We start from the raw sequence: 22302 nt of genomic DNA, 5'->3' as shown, positions 1-22302 counted from the left end.
TGTGGTAACACATTGAGCTGACCGATACTAATAGGTCGAGGGCTTGACCTCAAAAGAGTGAGTAAGGAACTCAAGCTTTTCTCTTTATTTAAATTCAAAGCACAGCAGTTGGTTAAGCGGTTACGCTTATCTGGTGGCTATAGCGGGAAGGTCACACCTGTTCCCATTCCGAACACAGTAGTTAAGCTTCCCTGCGCTGAAAATACTTGGCGGGCGACCGCCCGGGAACCTATGTCGCTGCCAGATCTTTGAAGGATCCTTGACGAGTTTTCTCGTTGGGGATCTTTTTGTTTTTATAATCATAATTTTATATAGTAATCATAATTTTTTATCTATTTCATTTTTTCCCTTATTTTATGATTGACATTTCACTATGTCTGTGCTACGTTATAAAAAGTTTTGCAGCGGTATACGCTATCTGATGAAAATGGTGGTTTTGATGAATGGTAAAATATACTTGCTAAAAAACACATATTGCAGCTAAGGGGAAAAGTGAAATGAACATTATTTTTTTAATAGGTATTATTTTGGGTGTTACTTTACAGCAGGTAACACGGAAAGCGTATTATAACAGACTTTCCGGCGGAGCCTATAGTTTTTCGGCGGCTTCCGCATTTGTCGCATTGCTGTTTTTTTTGATTGTGTCAAAAGGGCGTTTGGAATTTAATAGGCAAGTCTTGGGTTATGCCGCTGGATTTGCGTTAGCGTACAGTATGGCTTGCGTGGGAACCTTGCTGGCAATCAGTGCAGGTCCGCTGTCTCTAACCTCCCTTGTTATATCTTATTCTTTAATCATACCAACATTTTATGGTTTTGCTGTTCTTGGTGAGCCTATTGATTTTTTCATCTTATTTGGAGTGATTCTTCTATTTGTTTCGTTGGTGTTAATTCATTTTGAAAAAAATGGCACTGAGAAAAAAATTACATTAAAATGGGTGATATATGCGGCAGTTGCCTTCGTAGGAAACGGAATGTGTTCTACCATGCAAAAAATGCAGCAAATAAAATGCAATGGCCTTTATAAAAATGAGTTTATGGTGATTGCTCTTGGTGTTTCCGTTATTGTATTGACCGCAGCAACCCTGATCCCAGAGCGGAAAAGTTTGTCGGTTTATATGAAAAAGGGATTTGTGTGGTATATAAGCTGCGGAATTGCAAACGGAGTCGTCAATTACCTTACGTTAGTATTATCTCTGCGTATGCCTGCATCCATTATGTTTCCGGTTATTTCGGCGGGGGGAATTATTACCACCGCCCTTGTATCTATTTTTGTTTATAAAGAAAAGCTTTCTTTACAGCAGTATATCGGTCTGGGTCTGGGAACATTTGCTATTGTCGTTTTAAATATTTAAAAGAAAAAGAACAATTAAAAATTCCTCCACAGCAGAAGTGATAAGATTTAAGGGAAAATATCCAAGGGGATATAAGCAGGGATGACAAAAATCCTGCCCAAGACCGCAAAACATCCAATACCGTTTTTTGAAATAGTTTGGCAGTTTGTTTTCTCAGCCAAAAGTGAGCATATAAAAGAAATAACATGAATTTTGCAAAGTAATGGCGAACGATTTTTAATATTTGCAAGTTATTTGTGTTGATTTTCTTGAATAAGTAAGTTATAATAAAACATAGAAAATATATCTGATAAAAGAAAACAAACACTTTTTGCAAAGGATGATAAAAATTCTTTGCGGTTAGGAGGACATATGAAAAATATAAAGAGAGTTTTGGCGGTTTTTCTATGTGCAGCAAGTGTCAGTGTAATGCTTCCAGCGTTTGCCGAAGAAAATAAGGTTGTAGTAGGAGAAAAGCTGGAATTTGCACCAGGCAGTGAACCTGTCATTGTGGATGATAGACTGATGCTTCCGTTAAGAGCGGTTTCTGAGGCGTTGGATGCTACGGTCTATTGGTTTGATGATGATAAGCGGATCCAGATCGTTTTGTATGACAGCCTTCTTTCTCTTCAAATCGGCAATAATGTGATGGGCCGATATACCATTACCGGGGGGAAGGCAGAAGCGGTGGACACGATTGAAATGGATGTTCCTGCCATGATACAGAATGATAGAACATATGTGCCTGTGAGAGCAATTTCTGAGGCGTTTTCTGCAGATGTAAAGTGGGATAATGTGAATCGTACTGCAACGATTGTGCCGATGAAACGGGACAAAAATGAGTTAACAGTAGCTGAAATTGGGGCGCAGGACGAAGGGGTGCTTTGCGCGGCTTATGGTGTGATTGGACGTGACAATGAAACGGGCATTTTTTACCTGCGGTCTTTACAGAAAAACAGCTTTGGGGAATATGATAAAATGTCTTTCTGTACACCAGTAAAGACGTCCAGTTCGGATGATACAGCTTATGGCGACTATATTTCCCAGTATTGGCTGGAGCAATTTGAAACCGAAAATCCATCTGGTACGGTGGTGTATTTTACCGGTATTACAAGCCGTATTGACGGACAGTTGTATTTGGTGATTAACAAGACCACAACCAGCATTCGCTCCCTTGGCTATTATGATGTATACATGAAATCGTTGGGGATGAGTTTTGAACCTTATGAAACAGTTGTGTCCTGATACAACTTGTTTTAAAGGAATTCGTAAGAGAAGAGGCATATGGAAAGCGGAGAACGCGATCCAAATGCCTTTTTTGTATAGAGAAAACCACCGGCGGTGCCGGTGGTCATGACTAATGTTGCTTACATTATTTGAAAGAAACTATGTAAAAAACAAAGGAGAAACCAGGGTTTAAGCTTCATTTCCCCATAGCTCAATTTGGTTCAAAGCCGCAAAATTGAGACTGCCATCATGCTGCAGAGGATCCAGACGGGAAAGCTTGAGCCATGTAGTGGTATGTTCACCCAAATCAAAGACCTGCCCTTCTGCGGACTTTTGCGGATGAATCTCGGTGGAAAATCCATCGGATAATTCGATTAAGGCAGTGTGCCAATAAGTATCGTGTTCACGTCCTTGATCATCAGTCCGATAATCGCTCCGCAAGCAGAGAACAAGCTTATCTGCCCGTACCGGCCGGCCAAAATAAACAGCCAATGTCAGATCCTCATGTACGGCGCCGCCCCAGGAATGATATGGATAATTGCCATGTCCATTTGGGGTGGAAATTCCATCAATCGCATTACGGGCGTAAAAGCAACCCTCGTTTCGTGTGACACGGTTTGCATAGGCATGCGGGAATGCAGTGATTTCATTATCTTTCATGGCCTGAGAATCAGTGGGATTGCTCCATTCAGGGGCATCTGGGTCTACTACTTCGCTAGGAAGCCTGTAGTCCAGCGGATTCAGACATAGGTTCCGATAAGTCTGCTTTTCTGCTTCAGAGGCTGCCCACATGGTTATTTTCTGCGCGCCCTGGAAGGTGTCGGGGGCAAAGCCTCGAAGTGCTTCTCCTTCCGGAATGGGAAAAACAAAAGTACCGTCTGGGATGTAAAGTAAAGCTTCGGCAACCGTTTCGTGTATTTTGATCCATACGTATTTTGTATCCGTTTGAAAAACCAGTTTATCTCCTGGTGCATAAGAAGGGATTTCAAGAGAAACACTTTTTTCGCCCATTGCCTCAGCCGAGAGCTCACCGCTGGAATTTCTCTGTTCTATTTTTAAATTCATTTTGTTAACTCCTTTATCGAATGCTGTACATTGCTTCGATATTTTCCAGTGGAACATCACTTTCAAAGCCTTGGCTGGCCATTAAAGTATAGCCGCCGTTTTCACTGAAAATATCAGCAATGCGTTTGGTTTCAGCAACAACCTCGTCTGCTGTGCCGAAAGGCAGTACTCCCTGTGTATCCAATGCTGCTGTAGAAGGCAAACTGCTCTCCAAATTCGGGTTTCCATTCTTCTGGTTTTATGCTCTTGATTTTTTGAATTGGCTGTAAAATTTCCATAATATATTTTATTATCACAGAAAGTTTTTATGAGCAAAGCAGTCAGTTGCCTTATATTTTTTTAAAATATACTTGCTATCAATGATTTATCCATACGCCGCAAAGCGAAAGAAAGAACAGCAAGCAATACAAATAAGGAATAGGGAGGAAATTAACTTGCATATTTTTACCGAAGATCTTTCATGGCTACATCGTCCATATCGTCAAAGGTTTGGTTTTCTCCCGCCATACCCCAAATAAAAGTATAGTTCTTGGTTCCAACCCCGCTGTGGATGGACCAGCTTGGCGAAATGACAGCCTCTTCGTTCCGCATGACAATATGCCGGGTTTCCTGTGGTTCACCCATCATATGGAACACAACGTCCTCTTCGCCCAGTTCAAAATAGAAATAAACTTCCATTCGTCTTTCGTGGGTGTGGCAGGGCATGGTATTCCAGTTACTGCCCACATCCAGAGCAGTCATACCCATGGAGAGCTGACAGCTTTCGCAGACAGCAGGATGGATATACTGGTTAATGGTGCGCTTGTTGCATTCTTCTAAAGAACCCAAAGGCCGTTTGTTTGCCATTTCCAGCGTAATTTTTACCGTAGGGCATTTTCTGTGTGCTGGGGTGGAGTTCATATAAAATTTGGCAGGGTTTGCAGGATCGGTGCTTTTGAACGCAACCTCTTTGATCCCCATGCCAGCATACAAGCCGTCTTTGTGCCCCAGAACAAATTCTTCGCCGTCCAGGATAACGGTACCTTCTCCGCCTACATTGATAAGCCCCAGTTCCCGGCGCTCCAGAAAATAGTCAACGCCCAGTTCATGACCGGCTTCCAGCTTGAGCACTTCATCTGCAGGACAAATGCCGCCTACAATGATGCGGTCTACATGGCTGTATACCAGCCGTACCTTATTGGGAGTAAACAGGTTTTGAATCAAAAAGTCATTGCGCATACGGTCTGTGGTGTAGTGTTTGGCATCATCCGGATGCCAAGGGTTTCTAATTTCAATATCCATAATAAATTCCTCCTGTATATAACATTTATTTTTTTCAGTCAATAATTTCTGCTGAGAATGATGCTGTAAATACACTGCCCGGCATAAGATGCTGGACATCGTATTTTTGTTCTAAATCGCTGGTTTCGTTATCACGAAAACCCATGCCCAGCCATGGCTCCAGGCAGACATACGGTGCGTCAGAAGGCTCACCTCGCGTCCAGACAGCCAGAGTGGTAAAATCGGGATAGCAGAAGCGTATCCCTTTTCCCGTGGTTTTGTGAACCAGATCTACACGCCGGGATTCAATATTTTCAAAAATCATGGCGTCATTGTTAAAGAGGTTACGTTTCAGCGGAAGAATACGGCCGCTGTCTAAAATCATATCCTTTTTGGATGCGCTGATGGATTCATCATCATTGACATGATTGGATTCCAAAATTTCCTCTTTTTCAAATTCCAGTTGGTAATCGGTAAATTGTTCCCCTGCGGCAATGGGTACATTAAAAGCAGGGTGCCCGCCAAGACAAAACAGCATCTCTTCTTTTCCGGTGTTTTCGATCGCAAAAGAGGTCGTCAGCTTGTCGCCCTCTAAAGTAAACGTTACAGAAAACCGGAAATGAAAGGGATAAAGTTTTTCTGTTTCGGGGGTGTTAGTCATAAACATTGTCACGCTGTTTTCCGATTTTTCGGCAATTTGAAGCATGCTGTCACGTACAAAGCCGTGCATGGTCATGGGATAATCTTTGCCGTGTACAGTAAGTTTTTTATCCTTCAGCCGGGCAATGACCGGGAACAGAAGTGGAGCGCAGGACCCCCAGTATTTAGGGTTTCTTTGCCAAATATATTCTTTTCCGTCTTTTTCAAAGGATAACAGTTGGCCGCCCAATAAATCAATGACTGCGGAAACATTTCCGCTTTGAATTGTCTGTGTCATAAATATCCTCCTTGTTTTAAAATATAGAAATGCTGTGTGGTAAAAATATTTTCATCACAAAACAGCCGTTGTTTTGCTTCACTGTCTTGTATCATTGTATCATACAGAAATTTGTTTTGCAAGAACAAGGCCGTATCTTTTTTACAGAAGTGGGAAAACCTGCTGAAAACGCTTGCCCTCTGCTTGCGAGTGTGGTATGATGCTTTATAGTTGTTTGAGCGAGGAGGGGGTTGCGATACCGCGGAAATTGAAAAGAAACGGTTGGACGTTGGAAGCACACCGGGCTTTGTGTGATTTGATCCAAAATAATGGAAAACAAAACAGCAAATACGATCCCGAGTGCCGACCGTATGCAGTGTTTGACTGTGACAATACCACAGTGGCAGGAGACCTTCAGGAAACCTTGTTTTTGTATCAGCTTATGCATTTGACATTTGGGTTTTCGGATGAAAATGTCACGGCAGTGCTGGCGACGGGGATTCCCAATTTGGATTTGCCGCTTCAAAAGGCGGGACAGACTTTTGCGCCTGCCCGGACGGTGATACAGGATTGCGCGGAGGATTATCGATATCTTAAAAAATATTTGCAAGATAGCGTCCAAATACGGCAGACTGTACAGTATCAGGATTTTAAGGCAAAACTTTTGTTTTTATATGCGGCGCTTTCGGATACCTTTTCGGATGTTGTAAGCTATACATGGATTCTTTATGTCATGTTTGCCGGCCTTTCGGTGCAGGCAACACGTAACCTGGCAAAGCAGGCATATGCTTGGAAACTGGAGCAAACAGGTTTTTATAAAAAGTGTATTACAAGCCCCAAGGTAGCTTCAGGAAAGGCTGGTGTGGTTACCGCGGAATATAGAGATGGTTTGGCCTTCCCGGAAGAGATGAAGGATTTGTTTCATACGCTGTTGGAAAATGGGATTGATGTTTATATTTGTTCGGCATCCCTGCAGGAGATTGTGGAAGCGGCATTGACAGATCCACAGAGCGGATATGGTTTGGGCAAAGAGCATATTTTTGGAATGCGGCTGAAAACAGATGAGAGCGGTAGATATCTCCCTGCGTATGCCGATGCTTATCCCAAGATACAGCGGGAAGGAAAAACGGAGTTGATCAATCGCTATATTTTACCTGCACACGGCGGCAGGGGCCCTGTGTTGGTAGCTGGTGACAGCGCCGGGGATGTTGCCATGTTGACTGCCTATTCTGATACCCAATTAGGACTTTTGATGTGCCCTGATGGACGCAGAGATATTGCCGGATTGTTAAAAGCTGAAAGGACAGACGGCTTGCATTATGTTTTACAAGACAGATGGCTGTACAGATAGCAAAGGCGATTTGACAAATACGAAAAAAGCCGTTATAATCTCTGATAGGATGGGAGTGAAAGTTATGGCAAAGGGGCAGTCTGTGCGGAAGCAGGATATTGTATTTTTAAACATCTTTTTTTGTTTTGTTGTAATTTTTATTCATGCTTCTTCTGAGATTATCGAAAAAATGAACCACGGGCAGACTATGTTTTGGGCTATCCTGATTCTTTCGCGCCTTTCTGGTTTTGTGGTACAGGGATTTATTTTGCTCAGCGGGGTAAAGCTTTTTTTCAAGGCCGGACATATGCGTTATGGGAAGTTTTATCTCTCCCGGCTGGTGTCCATCGTGATTCCCTATGTGATTTGGGTTGTGATATATTATCTTTATTTTTGTTACCGGAATTTTTATGTTTTTTCCTGGAGCGAACTGGGACACTTTTTGCTTTTTGGAGATATATCCGCACACTTTTATTTTATTGTGGTTTTGGTTCAGTTTTATCTGCTGGCGCCGCTTTGGATGTTGTTGTTTCGGAGGGCCAATCCGGCGGTGGTTTTGCCGGTGACGTTGATTATCAGCATCATGTTTGGCATGGGGATAGGAGAGGCCGCACAGGTGATTTGGCCCGAGTTGGAATTTTCGCGTTGGGATTTGCTGTTTCCGCGGTATATGTTTTATTGGACGGCAGGCTGCATGATTGGGCTCTATTACCGAGAGTTTCAGAATTACCTGCGTGAAAAATGGATTGTAATTACTGCCTTTTTTATTTTATGTGCGGCTCTTAATGCCTGGTATACGGTGCGGTGTATAGGAAACGGCGGTCCGTGGGCGGACCAGATGCATACGCTGTACTGTATTAGCGCAATTTTGTTTTTTTATATGCTGGCTCAGCTGTTTACGGACGGCGGTGCCGTGTTTTTGCGTCCTTTGGCTGGAGTGGACCGGGCGAGCTATAGTATTTATTTGGTGCATTGTCTGGTTATTTTTATTACCAATGATATTTTGGATATGCGGGGAATTGTGAGTTTGCCCCAGCGGTATGGAATCCGGCTGCTGTGTGCTTATATCGGAAGCGTTGTTTTATGCCTGTTGTGGCAGTGCGGAAAGCGGCAAATCGCAAAAATTATGCAAAAAAATTAAAAAAAAGAAATTTGATTTTGTATAAATTAAGCTTTTCATTTGGTGAAGAACGTGGTATAATGCCAAACAGAGGAATAATTAAATATGGTTAGGAGCGATTATAATGTTAGAAAAAAAAGTAGCTGATTTGATTAATCAACAGGTGAACAAGGAGTTTTACTCCGCGTATTTGTATCTGGACTTTGCAAATTACTATGAAGATTTGGGATTGTCCGGTTTTGCCAACTGGTATAAAATTCAGGCCCAGGAGGAGAGGGATCATGCTATATTGATGATGAATTATCTCCAGGATAATGGCTGCCGTGTGGTTTTAGAAGCAATTGATAAGCCGGACAAGGAGTTTAATGATAAAATGGGCCCGCTGAAAGCTGGATTGGAGCATGAGCAGTATGTGACCGGATTGATTCATAATATTTATGATGCCGCTTACAGCATTAAAGATTTTCGTACCATGCAGTACCTTGACTGGTTTGTGAAGGAGCAGGGTGAGGAGGAAAAAACAGCAGAGGATCTGATTAAGAAAATGGAACTTTTCGGAGACGATGCAAAATCGCTGTATATGCTGGACCAGGAAATGGGAGCACGGGTTTATACTGCGCCTTCCATTATGGCAGCAGAATAAAGGAAAATGTTATAAGGAATAAGGAGTCGAAGGAGATATGCTCACACTTGATAAAATCTATCACGCTTCGTTTGTATTAAAAGAAGTGATTCGTCCCACAGCCCTGATTAAATCTCCCAATCTGTGTCCGGGCGTCAATCTTTATCTTAAGCCGGAAAATTTACAGGTGACCGGGTCCTTTAAGGTGCGGGGGGCATATTATAAAATTTCACAGCTTACGGAAGAGGAAAAGGCGAAGGGCGTTATTGCCTGTTCGGCCGGAAACCATGCACAGGGCGTAGCACTGGCTGCAGCTAAAAACGGAATCAAATCTTTGATTTGTATTCCGGACGGCGCGCCTATTTCCAAGGTGGAGGCTACCAAAAGTTACGGCGCAGAAGTGTGTTTGGTGGAAGGGGCTTATGATGATGCCTATGAAAAAGCGTTGTCTTTGGTTGAGGAAACCGGAGCGACTTTTATTCACCCGTTTGATGATGAACTGGTGATTGCAGGCCAGGGATCTATTGGCCTTGAAATATTGGATGAGCTCCCCAATGTGGATGTGGTGATTGTGCCTATTGGCGGCGGCGGACTGATCAGTGGCGTGGCATTTGCCTTGAAAGCACTCAAGCCGGAAATCAAGGTGTATGGTGTGCAGTCTTCCGGTGCCCCGTCTATGCTGAATGCGGTGAAGAAAAAGCAAATTGAAACGTTGGATTCGGTTAAGACCATTGCAGATGGTATTGCGGTGAAACGGCCCGGAGATCATACGTTTGAACTGGTGGAAAAATATGTGGATGAAATCGTAACTGTTACAGATGATGAAGTTTCTACGGCAATTCTGGAACTGATTGAGCAACAGAAGATGATTGCGGAAGGTGCTGGTGCGGTTGCTCTGGCTGCTGCGTTGTTCCACAAGGTGCCTATTCAAAATAAGAATGTGGTTTGCTTGGTATCCGGAGGCAATATTGATGTTACGATTTTGTCCCGTGTCATTGATCGCGGCTTGCAAAAGGCCGGAAGATTAGCGGAATTGATTATTGAACTCATTGATAAGCCGGGACAGTTACTTGGTGTGTCGCAGATCATATCCAAGCTGGGCGGTAATGTGGTTTCGGTCTTCCATTCCAGGGCTGATGTGGATCTGGACATCAATGCCTGTGTTTTGCGTATTTCCATGGAAACCAGAAATCAGGAGCACTTGGATCAGATCAAGGCAGAGATCAGCCGCCAAGGCTATAAAATTGTAGATGTAAAATAAAAGACAGCGGCTGCTATAAGGAACGTTGTAAAATTAAACAAGCGCTTCGAAAGTTTTCATTCGATAGCGCTTGTCTTTTTATAAATTTCTAACCCAAATGTAAATTTTCCCAGCGACTTTATCATCTTCCCAGCGCATAATAGAATTTTTTATAGGGCTGCACATAAACAGTATGGATGCCATAACAGCGGTTATGGCATCAGCAATTGCCTGTGACACCACAGCGCCCAAATGGTAAAAAGCTTTAAACTTTGATTTGTTTAAGATTTTAAAAGAATATCTCCCAACATTTTAATGGGTTTATTGGTAAGTTTTGTTATCAGACCTACACAAACTGCAGCTGCCAACGTACCCTCTCTTACACCGTCCAAATGCCATAAAAAAATAAAAGATAGGAGAACGGAGATGCAGACCAGCGTAATGTCAAAAAGAACTTTCATATTGCTGAATTTCACAGGGGCAACTTTACAAATTGCCAGAACGACGCCCTCGCCTGCGGTGGTAACCAGGCCTGCCACGACTTCTATGCTAATGCCCAAAGCTACCAAGAAGATGCCAATGGCGCAAAGAATCCATTGTTGAAAATAGTTATAAAACAATACGTTTTGAAGAACTTTTTCCGCCACATCAATCATTGTACCAAATACAATTGCTGACGGAAATTGTAAAAGTTGGAACCAATCATATCGTTTACGAAGAATAACAATTTGAATCAACACAAAAAGAAAATTCATAATAATCGTAGTGGTTCCTACCGATAGGCCAGAGATTACGGATGTCACATAGGGGACGCTGGAAATTGGAGAGGTTCCCAAAGCGGCTTTGATGGAAAATGCCACACCAAAAGCCATAACACTCAAACCGATGCACAAAAGGATAAGTCTTTTGATTGGATGATTTATTTTGTGCTGTTTATTTTTTATCATTGTCACACCTTCCTCTATACTGTCTGCATTGTCGCACAAATCTTTTCCAAAAGAATATGAAGCGTTTTTATTTCTTGTTCCGAAAGGGCAGCGGTTGCTTTTGTTTCCACTTTCTGAAAAATATCGGCCAGCAGCATTGCCGCGTCTTTTCCGGAGTTTGTAAGAGACACATAAAGAGACCGCCGATTGCCATCTTTTTGTCTTCGCTGTATTAAACCAGAATTTTCCATACGCAATAAAATACTGCCAACTGTTGCCTGTTCAATCTCGCAATATGACGCAATGGTTTTTTGATCGGCTTCTTCATATTTCAATAGAAAATCCAATATTTTCGGCTGTCCAGATGTCAAGCCAATTTTTCGCGCTTCAGATGAAATTTCACGTAAAAACAAGGCATTTGATTTCATTAATAAATAGTGTAAATCTTCCAATGCAGTCATCCCCCCCTTTTTTATTTTGATAACATTTCTTATTATTTGTATTCTTATTATATATCTTAAAAAGAAAAAAGTCAATATTATGCTTTGGCTTTGTCGTGAGCTATTCTCGAAAGCATAGGCAGAAAAAAGTTGAAAAAAACGGAATGAATCGTAGTAACTCTCTGCTTTAGTAAACCATCCGCATTTCTTCCACAGCTGGAATTCACCTATATTACAGCCATTTTTTAAGCGGCAACAGTAAGGTTTGTATCAATACGATGTGAGAAGGCATAACCAACTATTTTCTTATGACATAAGTCTTTCGCAATAGTGGCATAAAGCCAACCTTCCTCTGTTGGGATGTATGTAATTTTGATTGGGCTTATTGGCATTGAAATCTCTCTTTAGAAGATGGGGAGATAGCCATAGTTATATTTCTTCATACGCCTGTGAACGCTGTTTCTAGAGCATGAGATGATATACTTCAACATATGAAACAAAGTGTCAAGACCGGCTGCGGGGCGTCTTTGATGGCGAGTGAACAGTTTGCGCAAAAGCTGTTGTTTTCACGCATAATAGCCGCTCTGAGAAATTTCAAGTAGTTGGCATAGCTTACCCACAGAAACTTCGGAGCGATGAGCATCAATAAAATGATATTTATCTTCTATGGTTGAGAAAGTATACCTACGGATTTTTTTAATATAGAAATACCTGGCCTTGAAAAGAGACATGAAAACAACGTATCAATTCATACAAGACAGGGTTTGGCCGTTGAGTTTGCCTCTTGCGCAAGTTAAAAAACAATAAAAAACCGAGTGTCATACAAAACCATCCAGATTCTGTAAGAACACTCGATATGGTGCGGGTGACAGGACTTGAACCTGCACGGCTGTTGCCATTAGAACCTAAATCTAACACGTCTGCCAATTCCGCCACACCCGCATATCATTTATTATAGCAAGAAGAAAGGGTGATGTCAAGGGGGTATGTATGGATTCTTTATCATGCTATGTGCTGAAAAGAGGCTTCGACTGTCATTAGAACTGATACAGCTTCATAGCGTGCCTCAAAAGGTGTTTTGTAATTATGGTTTTTGTATGGAAATATTGACACTATCATTATATCAGTAACGGCTTTACTGTGTCTGAATACAATCTGATGGGCCAGGTAACCAAGGTGAATACAGACAAAGCCGAGGTGCAGTACAGCTATGACGACAATGGAAATCTGATTTTCAAGGGGACAGAGGAATATACATAGGTAGGGAGTGAAACGGAAGAGATCAGCGCAGAGGTGATGAACAGCACGGCGGACGGGAGCATAGAAGACGCCATGGCGGTATACTATACGTATAACGGATATGGTGAACTGACAGAAGTGGAGACAGACAGCGGATTGTCCGCCGTGTATACCTATGATGTAACCGGATGCAGACAGAGCAAAACGGTGAATGGAGAGACCACCCGGCATATATGGGATGGGGACAACATGGTTTATGAGACAGACGGGGGCGGTGCTGCAAAGGCAAAATACTACCGTGCGTCTAAGCTGATTGCGCAAAAGACCGGGACAGCCACAAGCTATTACAACTAATGTATGACTAACCCCGGCAGGAGTGTATTGACTGCAAGAATTTACAGCATTGTGTTGTTGATTATGGCAAAATCAGAATTAATGTAAGTTCGCAGTGCCATGCACAGGAATCGCGGGCCTTGTTTCACTGATAAATACAAGCGCCGAAAAATTTTGGGGTCAATTTGGAGCGAAAGGACCTTTGTGGTTTTTAAACAAGAGCATAAATTAAAACGAGCCGAAAAAAGAGGCATTTACAGGGTTCATGAAGAATGCCTCTTTTCGGCTTTGGCACTGAATTTATAGTGTTGCGGGAGTCCCAAATCCATATTTTGCAATAGCATAGGCGTATATATCCCATCAAATTTATGTATTAGGGGTCGTTTAAATTCATAAAATACGAACTTTGTCAACAAAGGGGTACCAGACATAGTCTTGGATTCGCTATACGAACAGTCCAAGAATTTGTCCGCATTTCCCTTAAATTTTAGGTTTTTTCTTATGTGCTGTATTCTATAAACAAAGGTTTAAAAGATCATCAATATATGCTGTGGCTAGACATTCTACGGTATCTGCTGCCCCATAGTAAATTTTTACTTCACCGTTTTCTTCTAAAATCATACCGCCAGGGAAAATTACATTTTGGCGAAATCCTTTATCCGTTTCATAAGGCAGTTCAGGGGCAATTAATGGATCACGTGATATGCCAATTATTTTGGAAGGGTTCTCTAAATCCAATAGCATAATACCGGCTGTGTATCGTTTTGTCCATTTATTTTCCCAACCATTTTTTCCTCTCGTATTGTCTCGATCTACAGCATGAAAAGTGGTCAGCCATCCCTTTTGGGTTTTAATCGGCGGAGCGGCGGGACCAATTTTATCGTTAGCAAAGGGCACATCTTCTACGCCGAGAACAAGTGTTTCCTTGCCCCAAAATTTTAAATCAGGAGATTGAGAACACCAGATATCAAAGCGATCCTTCCCTCCTCTTCCATATACGGGAGATGGCCTTTCAAGGCGTGTGAACAGGCCTCCTATTTTTTCAGGGAATAAAACCATGTTGCGATTATCGGGAGCAGTCATACACAATACTTCAATTTCTTTGAGATCATGAATTTTTCCAATCCCTCCGCGTATCCCATGTCGTGTATCCACGGCAAAACAAATATACAATTCCCCGTCAATGACGGTGAGTCTTGGGTCATAAAATCTGGAAACTTCTTCAGTCTTTACTGTTTCCTGTGAAAGAAATGGTTGCTTTTCAACTTCCCAGTGGATGCCATCATTGCTATATGCAAGGCCTAAGTTGGTTCCCGGTAATCCTTTTTCTAAATAATCTGCTTCGGAGCTGCCATAATCATTTCGAAAAATCATGACATATTTCCCCTTATATTTTACAACGCCTGCGTTAAAAACAAGCGATACATCATAAGGGACATCAGTGGCTGTCAAAATAGGATTTCCATCATATTTTTTGATAATTTTTGCTGTTTGTAATTCAGGGTATACTTTTCCCATTTTAATCTCCATTCTGCTGCAAAAAATTAGAATAAATGCCATGCAGCTTTTTTATTATAAAATAATTTTTAAGAGAAGTACTGTTTTTATTAATATAGAAAAAATCAGTACCAAACTCTTTTAAGCGTGTTTTCAATTAAAATTTATGGTACATAAAATTGGAATATAAGACTGTGTCATATACACAGCACTTAGAGTTTAATTATGCAAGCTGAGCTGTTAAACAGCAAAGCATTTTTATCCCTTTTTTTGTTTTAATGTATCTTGCAATCGCAGGACTTCAACTCCGGAAAGCAGAACAATGCCTACACCATGGGGGTCGTTTGTGATAGGATTTAGATCACGATAGTATTCCGGATCAAAGGAATAAAATGAACCTCGGCAAACACCATGCACATTGCCATATGTGTCAATTGCGTATAACGTCAATCCCTCCCATGCGCGAAACACAGCTTTTGCATATTTTTGAGCATCTAAAATACCAAGACGGATTCCGCGGGAAAAAGCGCAGATAATCATAGCGGTACAAGAGGTTTCTTCATAAGTGGAAGCATCGTTTATGACTTGATGCCATAAGCCATGTGTACCTTGGCGAGTTAGGATGCCATCGGAAAATTCTTGAAACAAGTCAATGAGATCTGCATAAAGAGGGTGTGTTTTTTCAAGATGGAGAAGCAGCTCTGAAAGCGAAAAGAGAGCCCATCCGTTACCGCGCCCCCAGGGCACATAAGATTGTGCCTTTCGGCGAAAGTCATATACATGCGAAAAAAGATGTTCATTTTCCATATATAGATACTTACGATAAAGTAAAAATTGCTTGGCGGCATCATCCAGAGCAGCTGTGTCTTGAAACAGAGTGGCGTAACGTACGAGAAAAGGCACGCTCATATACAGGTCATCAGCCCACATTGTTTGGGCACAGGAGGAATTCAATCGGAAAAAAGCACCTTCTGGTGTACGCTCTACCTTGGTTTGTATATAATCAGCAATGTTTTTTGATAGCAGATGAATGGCCTCTGAAATCTTCCCATCTGTTGATTCAAGCACGAAGGAGCCAAAGGAACCCACGTCATCCAGAGCAGAAAACCAGAGAAGTTGTTGATTGATATTGGGATAGCCATAAGTTTCTTTATCCCAGCGGGAGTATGCGTATAGCTGAACACATTGGTTTGCGTGTGCCTTAGTATAATCAATCAAATCCTGTCTTTTTAGCATACGTGCTGCTTCTAATAATCCGTAGAGTGTTACACCATAAGGGTAACTCCATTTTCCAAAGCCGGTATTTTCCAGGCATGGGCGAATGACCATGTGGGGCAAATCTGCTCTCCAGTAGGTTGGACCGTCTTGACCGTCAAAAAGCCGATAAAGTGTACAGAATTCTATAGGATTAGACAGGTCAAGGTTGTCGGATAAAGGACCTAAATAAAGCCATGGAGCTGGGACGCCTTGTACACTCGGTGGTAGTTTAAGGGAGGCATTGGTTCCTATGGAAAAGTTTTTACCATAAATCAACACGTCATGTTCTCCTGGCGATAGTGTTATATTGATCTCCAAAGAACCGTTTTCTGCAGTATATATTTGGCCTCCTGTATACAAAAGGATCTTATCATCTGCGTGAACAGAAAAATAAATATTTTCAGCATAGTTTGCCTGTAACTTTGCCCAGGCCATAGCGCTACTATGGCCAAAAAGTCTATAAGATGGAGAAAATTGTAATTGCTCCTTATCCCAGGTTTGTACTGGATACCAGATAACGGATGGGTTTTGTATTTCTTGTTCTGAAAGGGACGGAATAACTTCAAATATGTCAGATTCAAAACAAGTGGTGGAGGCAAAACCGCATTGTTCCATTCGTTCTTGAAAAGGAGCATAAAATAGCATAGGAGCCCATTTTGGACTGTTGCCGCTTATAGTAACCCAAAATTGTCCGCGGCATACATTTTTGCATTTGAAAAATAGGTCATGCCAACCTTGCTTTAGCTCCATTTCAACATGATTTTGTCTTCCCATTGCTTGTTCATCTTGGACGCTGGACCGATAAAGAAGATTGCCGTCCACGTATAATTCGGTTCCGCCAGGACTAGTTAAGAGTATGCCATGAGGGCCATTCTGTTTAGCATAAATACGTGTAGCGACATATGCATATGCTCCTCGGGGAGCATCAGGAAATTGTAATGAAAAATCAATATGATAGCTACCGTTTTGACTGCATTGAACCTGTCCGGCTTCAGAAAAACCTCGAAAGGAAAAAGGTATAGGCGGATTATCTGCTGTATAACGATTTGCGATAATAGACAGGATATTAGCGGTATTGGTTATGTTACAGCCAATAGCCTGACATTTTTTTAGACACATAAAAATAGTCTCCTCACTTTTCTAAATCTTTTTTTAATTTTATCATACTATATCTGTAAATTAAAAGTAAATAGTAATTAATTTATTCTATAATACTTTTGTTTTCGAATAAAAACTGGAAGAGTTTTTGCATTGACAAGTTTTTGGAGAGATGATACAATGAAAAAAAAAATTGGGAGGGTACAAAATGATACATCGGATTCATTGGCATAAAATGAAAAAAAATTTAATATTATTTAATTTTGTACTTTGTCTATTTTTAATTTTTTCAAATATTTTTCTATACTATATTTATATGCGAGACAGTTACAACGAAACGTTGCAACTGTCATATAGCGGCGCCATTTCTCAGGTGGAAAAATCTTATGAAACTTTAATTAGCCACGCGGAAAATGTAATCAAAGAAACGGTGGCTTATGATTTCAAGTTTTTGCAGATTGCGGAGAATCCAGGAAATAATGCAGTAGGACAAATGGAAATGGTAAAGGCACTGGAACAAATTTTATCGCGGAGTAATTTCTTATGTGAAGTGTCTTTTTGGCCATCTGGTGGTGACACCGTTTATATGGCAGGAACAACACATAATGGTATTGAGAAGACGAAGAATTTTAATGAAATTCCTCTTTTTCAAGAAAGGGAAAATGATACAATTCAAACTTCTTTAGATCTGCAAAAGCAGAATGAAAAAGCATTTCTAACGCAAAGTATAAAGGTATATATTAACAATATTTTTTATGGCATTTTATGTGGAAAAATTGATATAGAGGCGGTTAGTCAATATGTATTAGATAAAGAAATTACAATGGAAGGGCATAATGAAATCTATATTTTAGACAAAAAAGGACAGGTGATTTATCCTTATAATAAAATATTTGAACCTAATAAAAAAAATTTTTTATATGCGGAAACAGCATCCAATATTTTAGATTGGAGATTTGTACTACAAACGCCGAAAACAAAATTTCCTTTTTTAAATCGTAACAATAGTGTGTATCTATTTATTTCGTTATTACTATTGGGTACAAGCATTGGAGCAACAATGCTGGTAATTGGGTATTTAACGCGTCCTCTTCAGATGGTATCAGAGCATTATGCACGTGATTTTTGGAATAGAATATTGACAGGAGGTATTGCGATTGATCAAGAAGCGTTTGCAGAGATGCGGCGACAAGCTTTTGTTTTAGAAAAGACAAATTATGTGGTTTTGGTTACAGAAAAAGTGAAACCGCAGGAGCGATCTGATATCCGCGTGGCATGTATGGGAAAAGATCAGTATGCTGTGATTTTAAGAAAGCCTGAAGCAAGCGAAGAAATTTGTCGGGAACTTTTGAAAGAGGAGCCTGGGGCATGGATAGGCGTGAGTGAAAGAAAAAATCATGTTACCTCTTTGCAAGCTGCTTTTATAGAAGCGTCAGAAGCCTTAAAGTATAAATTTTGTGCTAATCATCATGTGATAGAATGGGAAAGGATTGCAAATGCAAAACCTTTCCAATATGACCATGAACTGGAAACAAAGTTGGTAAATCATGTAATAACTGGAGATAAGGAAGGAGCCATGCAATGTCTTGAACAAATTTTTGATGCGATGCATTCTTCGATGATTGAAGATAATCTTGTAGTGAGTGTAGTTTATAGATTGGAAAATGCCATTTTACGCGGGGCAAATTTTTTATCTTTACCTTTTCCAGAGGAAACGCATCTGCCTGCAGAAAAATTACGTTCTGAATTAAAGAATTTTGTGGAAAGTGTGTGTGATGCTGTAAATGAGTTAAATAATACTGGACAAAGTTCAGTATGGGAACAGGTGCTTTTTGAAATTGAACGTAATTTTACACAAGCAGATTTTTGTTTGGATTATTTAGCTGAAAGTCTGGGTATGAAGAAAGCATATTTGTCAAAATGCATAAAAGAAAATACAGGTGACTCTTTTCCGGAATTTATTAATAAAAAGCGCATTGCTTTGGCAAAGCTCCTTTTATTGGATACCGAGGAGTCTGTAGAAGCAATTTCAGAACAGCTGGGGTTTAATTATTCCTATTATTTTATCCGGATTTTCAAAAAATATGAAGGCATTACACCCAAGATGTTTCGTGACGCACATCAAGAATGAAATAGTTGCAAACCTGTTGCTGAATATACAAATGATACAAATTAAGGCGGATAATACTTTTGTGTTATCCGCCTTAAAATTATTGTAAATTACTATAAGAAAACGAACAATACGATTGTTTTTAAGATAATAGGCATGTTAAAATAAAAATAACAGTTTAGCCAACCTGTCGGGTATTTACACTACAATTTGGCAGGCGGTGAAAAATATTAAAGGGGGAAATAACATGAGGATAAGGACAAAATGCGGAGGATGCATGTTGCTGATTTTATTGTTGATAATGAGCACATATACTTGGGCAAGTCCTGTGAATCCATGGCTGGAAAACAGTACAAATACATCAGGGGTTAATCAAATTGAGGATGAGGAGCAGAGACGAGCACTGTCCACGTTAGCTGGACTAGGACTTATATCAAACGAATCAGCATTTGCCGTGACCGCCAACGAACCCATCAAGAGAAGTGAAGCGGCAGAATTACTTTATGCAATGTCTGGAGAAACGGATGCAGGATATGCGGATATGGCTAAAGACTATGATGATGTTGGAGGCAATGCTGAGGCAGTTGGATATGTGATTACAAAGAAAGTAATGCTCCCGTATTCGGATGGAAGCTTTCGTTCTGACGAAACTCTTGTATATAATGATGCAGTTAGAGCGGTGGTCGAATTAATGGGGTATCGGCCCTATGCTCTTGCGGAAGGAGGAGATGAAACAGCCTATTATAAAGTTGGAAATCGCTATGATTTGATTCGGGGACTGAAATGCCAGGAGAATGCGGATACGATTTCTAAAATAGATTTTGTAGTTTGTATGTATCATTTATTATCCGCTGATGTGTTAAAGCAGGATCGATTAGGAGAGGAAAAGGTATATCGCATTGGTGGATCGCTTTTGGAAGAATATTTCAACATTATGCAGAACAAAGGTATTGTGGAGGCTACTGCATATGGTTCTATAGACGGTCAGCCGGAACGTGGATTGGAGGCAATTTATATTGATGGAAAAGAATACTCCATGAAGTCGATTTCAGCACAAAAACAATATGAATTTTCTCAACTGCTCGGCTATCGTGTATTATATTATTATCGGGAAAACGAATTGATTTATCTTTGGCAGGATGACAGCATCAGCAAATCTATACGGCTTACTGCTGATGAAATAATAGGGCTGCAAGACAATCAAATTGAAGCAGAAAGTGACAATGGAAAGAGTAAGAAATATGGTATTGATCAGTTGGCTAATGTGATTCGAAATGGCCGATATACAGGTAGAAAAATACATACTTTTACATATGAAACACTTTTACCGCAGACAGGTTATGTTACGATCATTGATCAGGATTGTAATGGAAAATATGATATAGTTATTGTTGAAGATTATCAAAACTTTTTAGTAGAAGAAGTAAATGCCCAGTCCTATCGAATGAGAAATATGCTAAATGGACAAGTGGTAAGCTGGAAAGATGGGGTAGATCAGCCACCATTGATTGCAAAGGGTGGGCAAGTTACATCATTGTCAAGCATTCAAGCGTGGCAAGCGGTAGGTCTAATGGTCAGTGATGATGGAAAGTTGCTACAGGTACGCATTCCAGATGTGACTTCGGTCAGCGGTGTGGTGACGCAAATGAGTGAAGATGAAGTGATGATAGACGGCGCTCCATATAAACTTACCTTTGATTATGGGGAGAATGTGGAGGATGCAGCGTATTTATCCAAAAACATAGAAGTTGGTATGAGTGGTTCCTTTATTTTGAACATTGAAGGAAAAGTTATTGCAGTGCAGGAAAACACAAGTGCTTCGCACAAAAAGACAGGTTATTTGATAGAAGCGGCAATGGGCAATGGATTTGACAGCGATACACTTCAGGTACTTATTATGAGTCAGGAGGGAGAGCTCTTGACACTAAAAAGTAACGCTAAACTCATTTTCAACGGTCAAAAGGATTATCCGGCAGCTGCTGCATATCAACAAATTACGGTAGATGGAAAAGCAAAACAACAATTAGTTCGTTATCGAACCAACGGCAACGGAGTTTTAGTTATGCTTGCCAGTTCCTATGATCCATATGCAGAGGAAAATGCAGGAGAGGAACCGGATGAGGATAGGCCTCAGCTTCAATCTTACAAAACATCCAGAATTTTTAATACAGCGGAAAGTAAATTTGAATGTACAGATCGCAGCGTGGATCCTTCCTATCGTGAATTTTATATTGATAAAGACACAATAGTCTTTACGATTCCAAGTACATACTCCGGTGTTGCTTCTGCCGAAAAACAATTTGGCGTGTCAAGAATGAGTGTGTTTATGGGAGAAAGTAGTTATACAATAGAAGGCTATGACATTGACGAAACATATACCTGCCCGTATGTTGTAGCTGTGGTAAGTCCAGGCACGAATATCAGTGCAAATAATGACCCTATTGGGGTAATTCGTTCAGTGACCCAGTCCATTAATCAGGCTGGTAATACAACGGTCGGATTTGAATTGTTGTATAATGGAGCACAAACGCTCTTTGTGTGCAGTGATACTGTGCAAGCATATACGTGGACTTATAGCTCTTCTGATGCAAAGATCGAGCTGGATGTTTCTAAGCATTTTCATAAAGGTGATGTAGTGCGTATTGCTTTGGATGAAAATGGTGAAATTGGCGCAATAGCTAAACATCTTCCAAAAACGCCGGACGGTGTTATGACGGTACCGCCTGCGGCTTTTACAAGCAGTCATGGAGCATACAATGAACTTACTTTTGGTGAAGTCGAGGAACGAAATGGTGTAAATTTGGGTGTTAGAGTAATTGACGGTAATACACAACCTAAATTGATTTTTCGTCTGACTAGCGCTACTATTTATGTTTATAATGTAGCAAGTGACCAACTTTTTATTGGTGATGTAGGCGATATTTATGCAAAGGAACATTATCCAGGTGATAATGAAGCGTCTTATATTATGCTGCGAGCACAAAATAATACTGTATATGAGGCCGTGGTTTACAATTATAATCAATAAAAAAAGAGGAGGAACAAGAATGAAGGCAGGAAGCATGGTGAAAAGCCAAAAAAGAATAGTTCGGATTTGTCTGTTTCTGGTATTGGGAATATTGCTGCAGATGGTAAATATTACGGGTATGGCAGCGGAGACGATACCCTTTGATACAGAAGAAGCGGGGTATACCCGTGCATATACTGAACAATTTAATAGCAAACCAGAGAATCTTGCTGAAACATCCAGAGATGACACGCATTACAGCAAATGGCAAAATGGGGCGATAG

General features: G+C 40.7%; 19 protein-coding genes, 1 tRNA gene and 1 rRNA gene. 12 read left to right on the top strand and 9 right to left on the bottom strand.

The features are described 5' to 3' along the window. Positions 1 to 129 precede the first annotated feature (129 nt). From rrf to INF28_RS11745, 3 genes are all read left to right on the top strand, one after another. Positions 130 to 246: ribosomal RNA gene (gene rrf / locus INF28_RS11755) — 5S ribosomal RNA — on the top strand. A gap of 251 nt (positions 247 to 497) precedes the next feature. Beyond that, a complete protein-coding gene (locus INF28_RS11750; RefSeq protein ID WP_226393652.1) occupies positions 498 to 1352 on the top strand; it encodes an EamA family transporter in 855 nt (284 codons plus the stop codon). Between the two features lie 351 nt (positions 1353 to 1703). After that, positions 1704 to 2576 carry a copper amine oxidase N-terminal domain-containing protein gene (locus tag INF28_RS11745; RefSeq protein WP_226393651.1) on the top strand — a complete coding sequence of 291 codons (873 nt, stop codon included), beginning with the start codon at positions 1704 to 1706 and terminating at the stop codon, positions 2574 to 2576. Positions 2577 to 2747: 171 nt separating this feature from the next. Here the strand turns inward: INF28_RS11745 and INF28_RS11740 are convergent, their stop codons facing one another. From INF28_RS11740 to INF28_RS11725, 4 genes are all read right to left on the bottom strand, one after another. Continuing rightward, positions 2748 to 3623 carry a hypothetical protein gene (locus tag INF28_RS11740; protein ID WP_226393650.1) on the bottom strand — a complete coding sequence of 292 codons (876 nt, stop codon included), beginning with the start codon at positions 3621 to 3623 and terminating at the stop codon, positions 2748 to 2750. A 13-nt stretch (positions 3624 to 3636) separates the two neighbouring features. Further along, positions 3637 to 3825 (bottom strand): hypothetical protein, encoded by a 189-nt coding sequence (locus INF28_RS11735; RefSeq protein ID WP_226393649.1) that lies wholly within the window; start codon positions 3823 to 3825, stop codon positions 3637 to 3639. A 242-nt stretch (positions 3826 to 4067) separates the two neighbouring features. Next, a complete protein-coding gene (gene kduI, locus INF28_RS11730; protein WP_226393648.1) occupies positions 4068 to 4904 on the bottom strand; it encodes a 5-dehydro-4-deoxy-D-glucuronate isomerase in 837 nt (278 codons plus the stop codon). Between the two features lie 34 nt (positions 4905 to 4938). Continuing rightward, a complete protein-coding gene (locus INF28_RS11725) occupies positions 4939 to 5820 on the bottom strand; it encodes an aldose 1-epimerase family protein (RefSeq protein WP_226393647.1) in 882 nt (293 codons plus the stop codon). Between the two features lie 196 nt (positions 5821 to 6016). Between INF28_RS11725 and INF28_RS11720 the strand changes: the two genes are divergently transcribed. The 4 genes from INF28_RS11720 (at position 6017) to ilvA (ending at position 10132) form a co-directional block, all read left to right on the top strand. Beyond that, the gene (locus INF28_RS11720; protein WP_226393646.1) at positions 6017 to 7150 is read left to right on the top strand and encodes a haloacid dehalogenase-like hydrolase; all 1134 of its coding nucleotides are present in this window, start codon (positions 6017 to 6019) and stop codon (positions 7148 to 7150) included. Positions 7151 to 7214: 64 nt separating this feature from the next. Continuing rightward, complete coding sequence (locus tag INF28_RS11715; protein ID WP_226393645.1) at positions 7215 to 8270, top strand: acyltransferase; 1056 nt, start codon at positions 7215 to 7217, stop codon at positions 8268 to 8270. 103 nt (positions 8271 to 8373) lie between these two features. Then, entirely contained in the window at positions 8374 to 8892 is a 519-nt protein-coding gene (locus INF28_RS11710) for a ferritin (RefSeq protein ID WP_226393644.1), read from the top strand. Positions 8893 to 8929: 37 nt separating this feature from the next. Next, entirely contained in the window at positions 8930 to 10132 is a 1203-nt protein-coding gene (gene ilvA, locus INF28_RS11705) for a threonine ammonia-lyase (RefSeq protein WP_226393643.1), read from the top strand. Between the two features lie 260 nt (positions 10133 to 10392). On the opposite strand, the gene INF28_RS11700 is transcribed toward ilvA, so the two are convergent. The 3 genes from INF28_RS11700 to INF28_RS11690 all read right to left on the bottom strand — a co-directional run bounded on the left by INF28_RS11700 (position 10393) and on the right by INF28_RS11690 (position 12419). Next, entirely contained in the window at positions 10393 to 11058 is a 666-nt protein-coding gene (locus tag INF28_RS11700) for a YczE/YyaS/YitT family protein (protein WP_226393642.1), read from the bottom strand. A gap of 14 nt (positions 11059 to 11072) precedes the next feature. Then, positions 11073 to 11573, bottom strand: a complete 501-nt coding sequence (locus tag INF28_RS11695; RefSeq protein ID WP_226393641.1) for a MarR family winged helix-turn-helix transcriptional regulator — start codon at positions 11571 to 11573, stop codon at positions 11073 to 11075. 761 nt (positions 11574 to 12334) lie between these two features. Continuing rightward, positions 12335 to 12419, bottom strand: a tRNA-Leu gene (locus tag INF28_RS11690). Positions 12420 to 12770: 351 nt separating this feature from the next. Between INF28_RS11690 and INF28_RS11680 the strand changes: the two genes are divergently transcribed. Next, entirely contained in the window at positions 12771 to 13070 is a 300-nt protein-coding gene (locus INF28_RS11680; RefSeq protein WP_226393639.1) for a hypothetical protein, read from the top strand. A gap of 99 nt (positions 13071 to 13169) precedes the next feature. After that, positions 13170 to 13355 carry a transposase gene (locus INF28_RS13125; RefSeq protein WP_404815178.1) on the top strand — a complete coding sequence of 62 codons (186 nt, stop codon included), beginning with the start codon at positions 13170 to 13172 and terminating at the stop codon, positions 13353 to 13355. 207 nt (positions 13356 to 13562) lie between these two features. Here the strand turns inward: INF28_RS13125 and INF28_RS11675 are convergent, their stop codons facing one another. Together INF28_RS11675 and INF28_RS11670 are read right to left on the bottom strand one after the other, a co-directional pair. Continuing rightward, complete coding sequence (locus INF28_RS11675; protein WP_226393638.1) at positions 13563 to 14567, bottom strand: glycoside hydrolase family 130 protein; 1005 nt, start codon at positions 14565 to 14567, stop codon at positions 13563 to 13565. A 237-nt stretch (positions 14568 to 14804) separates the two neighbouring features. Beyond that, positions 14805 to 16922: a glycoside hydrolase family 88/105 protein gene (locus tag INF28_RS11670; protein WP_226393637.1), complete on the bottom strand. Its 2118-nt coding sequence runs from the start codon at positions 16920 to 16922 to the stop codon at positions 14805 to 14807. 187 nt (positions 16923 to 17109) lie between these two features. Between INF28_RS11670 and INF28_RS11665 the strand changes: the two genes are divergently transcribed. The 3 genes from INF28_RS11665 to INF28_RS11655 form a co-directional block, all read left to right on the top strand. Continuing rightward, on the top strand, positions 17110 to 19032 hold the full coding sequence (locus tag INF28_RS11665; RefSeq protein WP_226393636.1) for a helix-turn-helix domain-containing protein: 1923 nt from the start codon (positions 17110 to 17112) through the stop codon (positions 19030 to 19032). Between the two features lie 280 nt (positions 19033 to 19312). Further along, complete coding sequence (locus tag INF28_RS11660) at positions 19313 to 22039, top strand: hypothetical protein (RefSeq protein ID WP_226393635.1); 2727 nt, start codon at positions 19313 to 19315, stop codon at positions 22037 to 22039. Between the two features lie 19 nt (positions 22040 to 22058). Beyond that, positions 22059 to 22302 (top strand): hypothetical protein (locus INF28_RS11655; protein WP_226393634.1); only part of this gene is annotated, 244 nt, incomplete at its 3' end.

The organism is Ructibacterium gallinarum, assembly GCF_014982785.1.
GTDB classification, from domain to species: Bacteria; Bacillota; Clostridia; order Monoglobales; family Monoglobaceae; genus Ructibacterium; species Ructibacterium gallinarum.
Note: the sequence above shows the minus strand (reverse complement) of the source record. Positions and strands in the feature narration are given on the sequence as shown.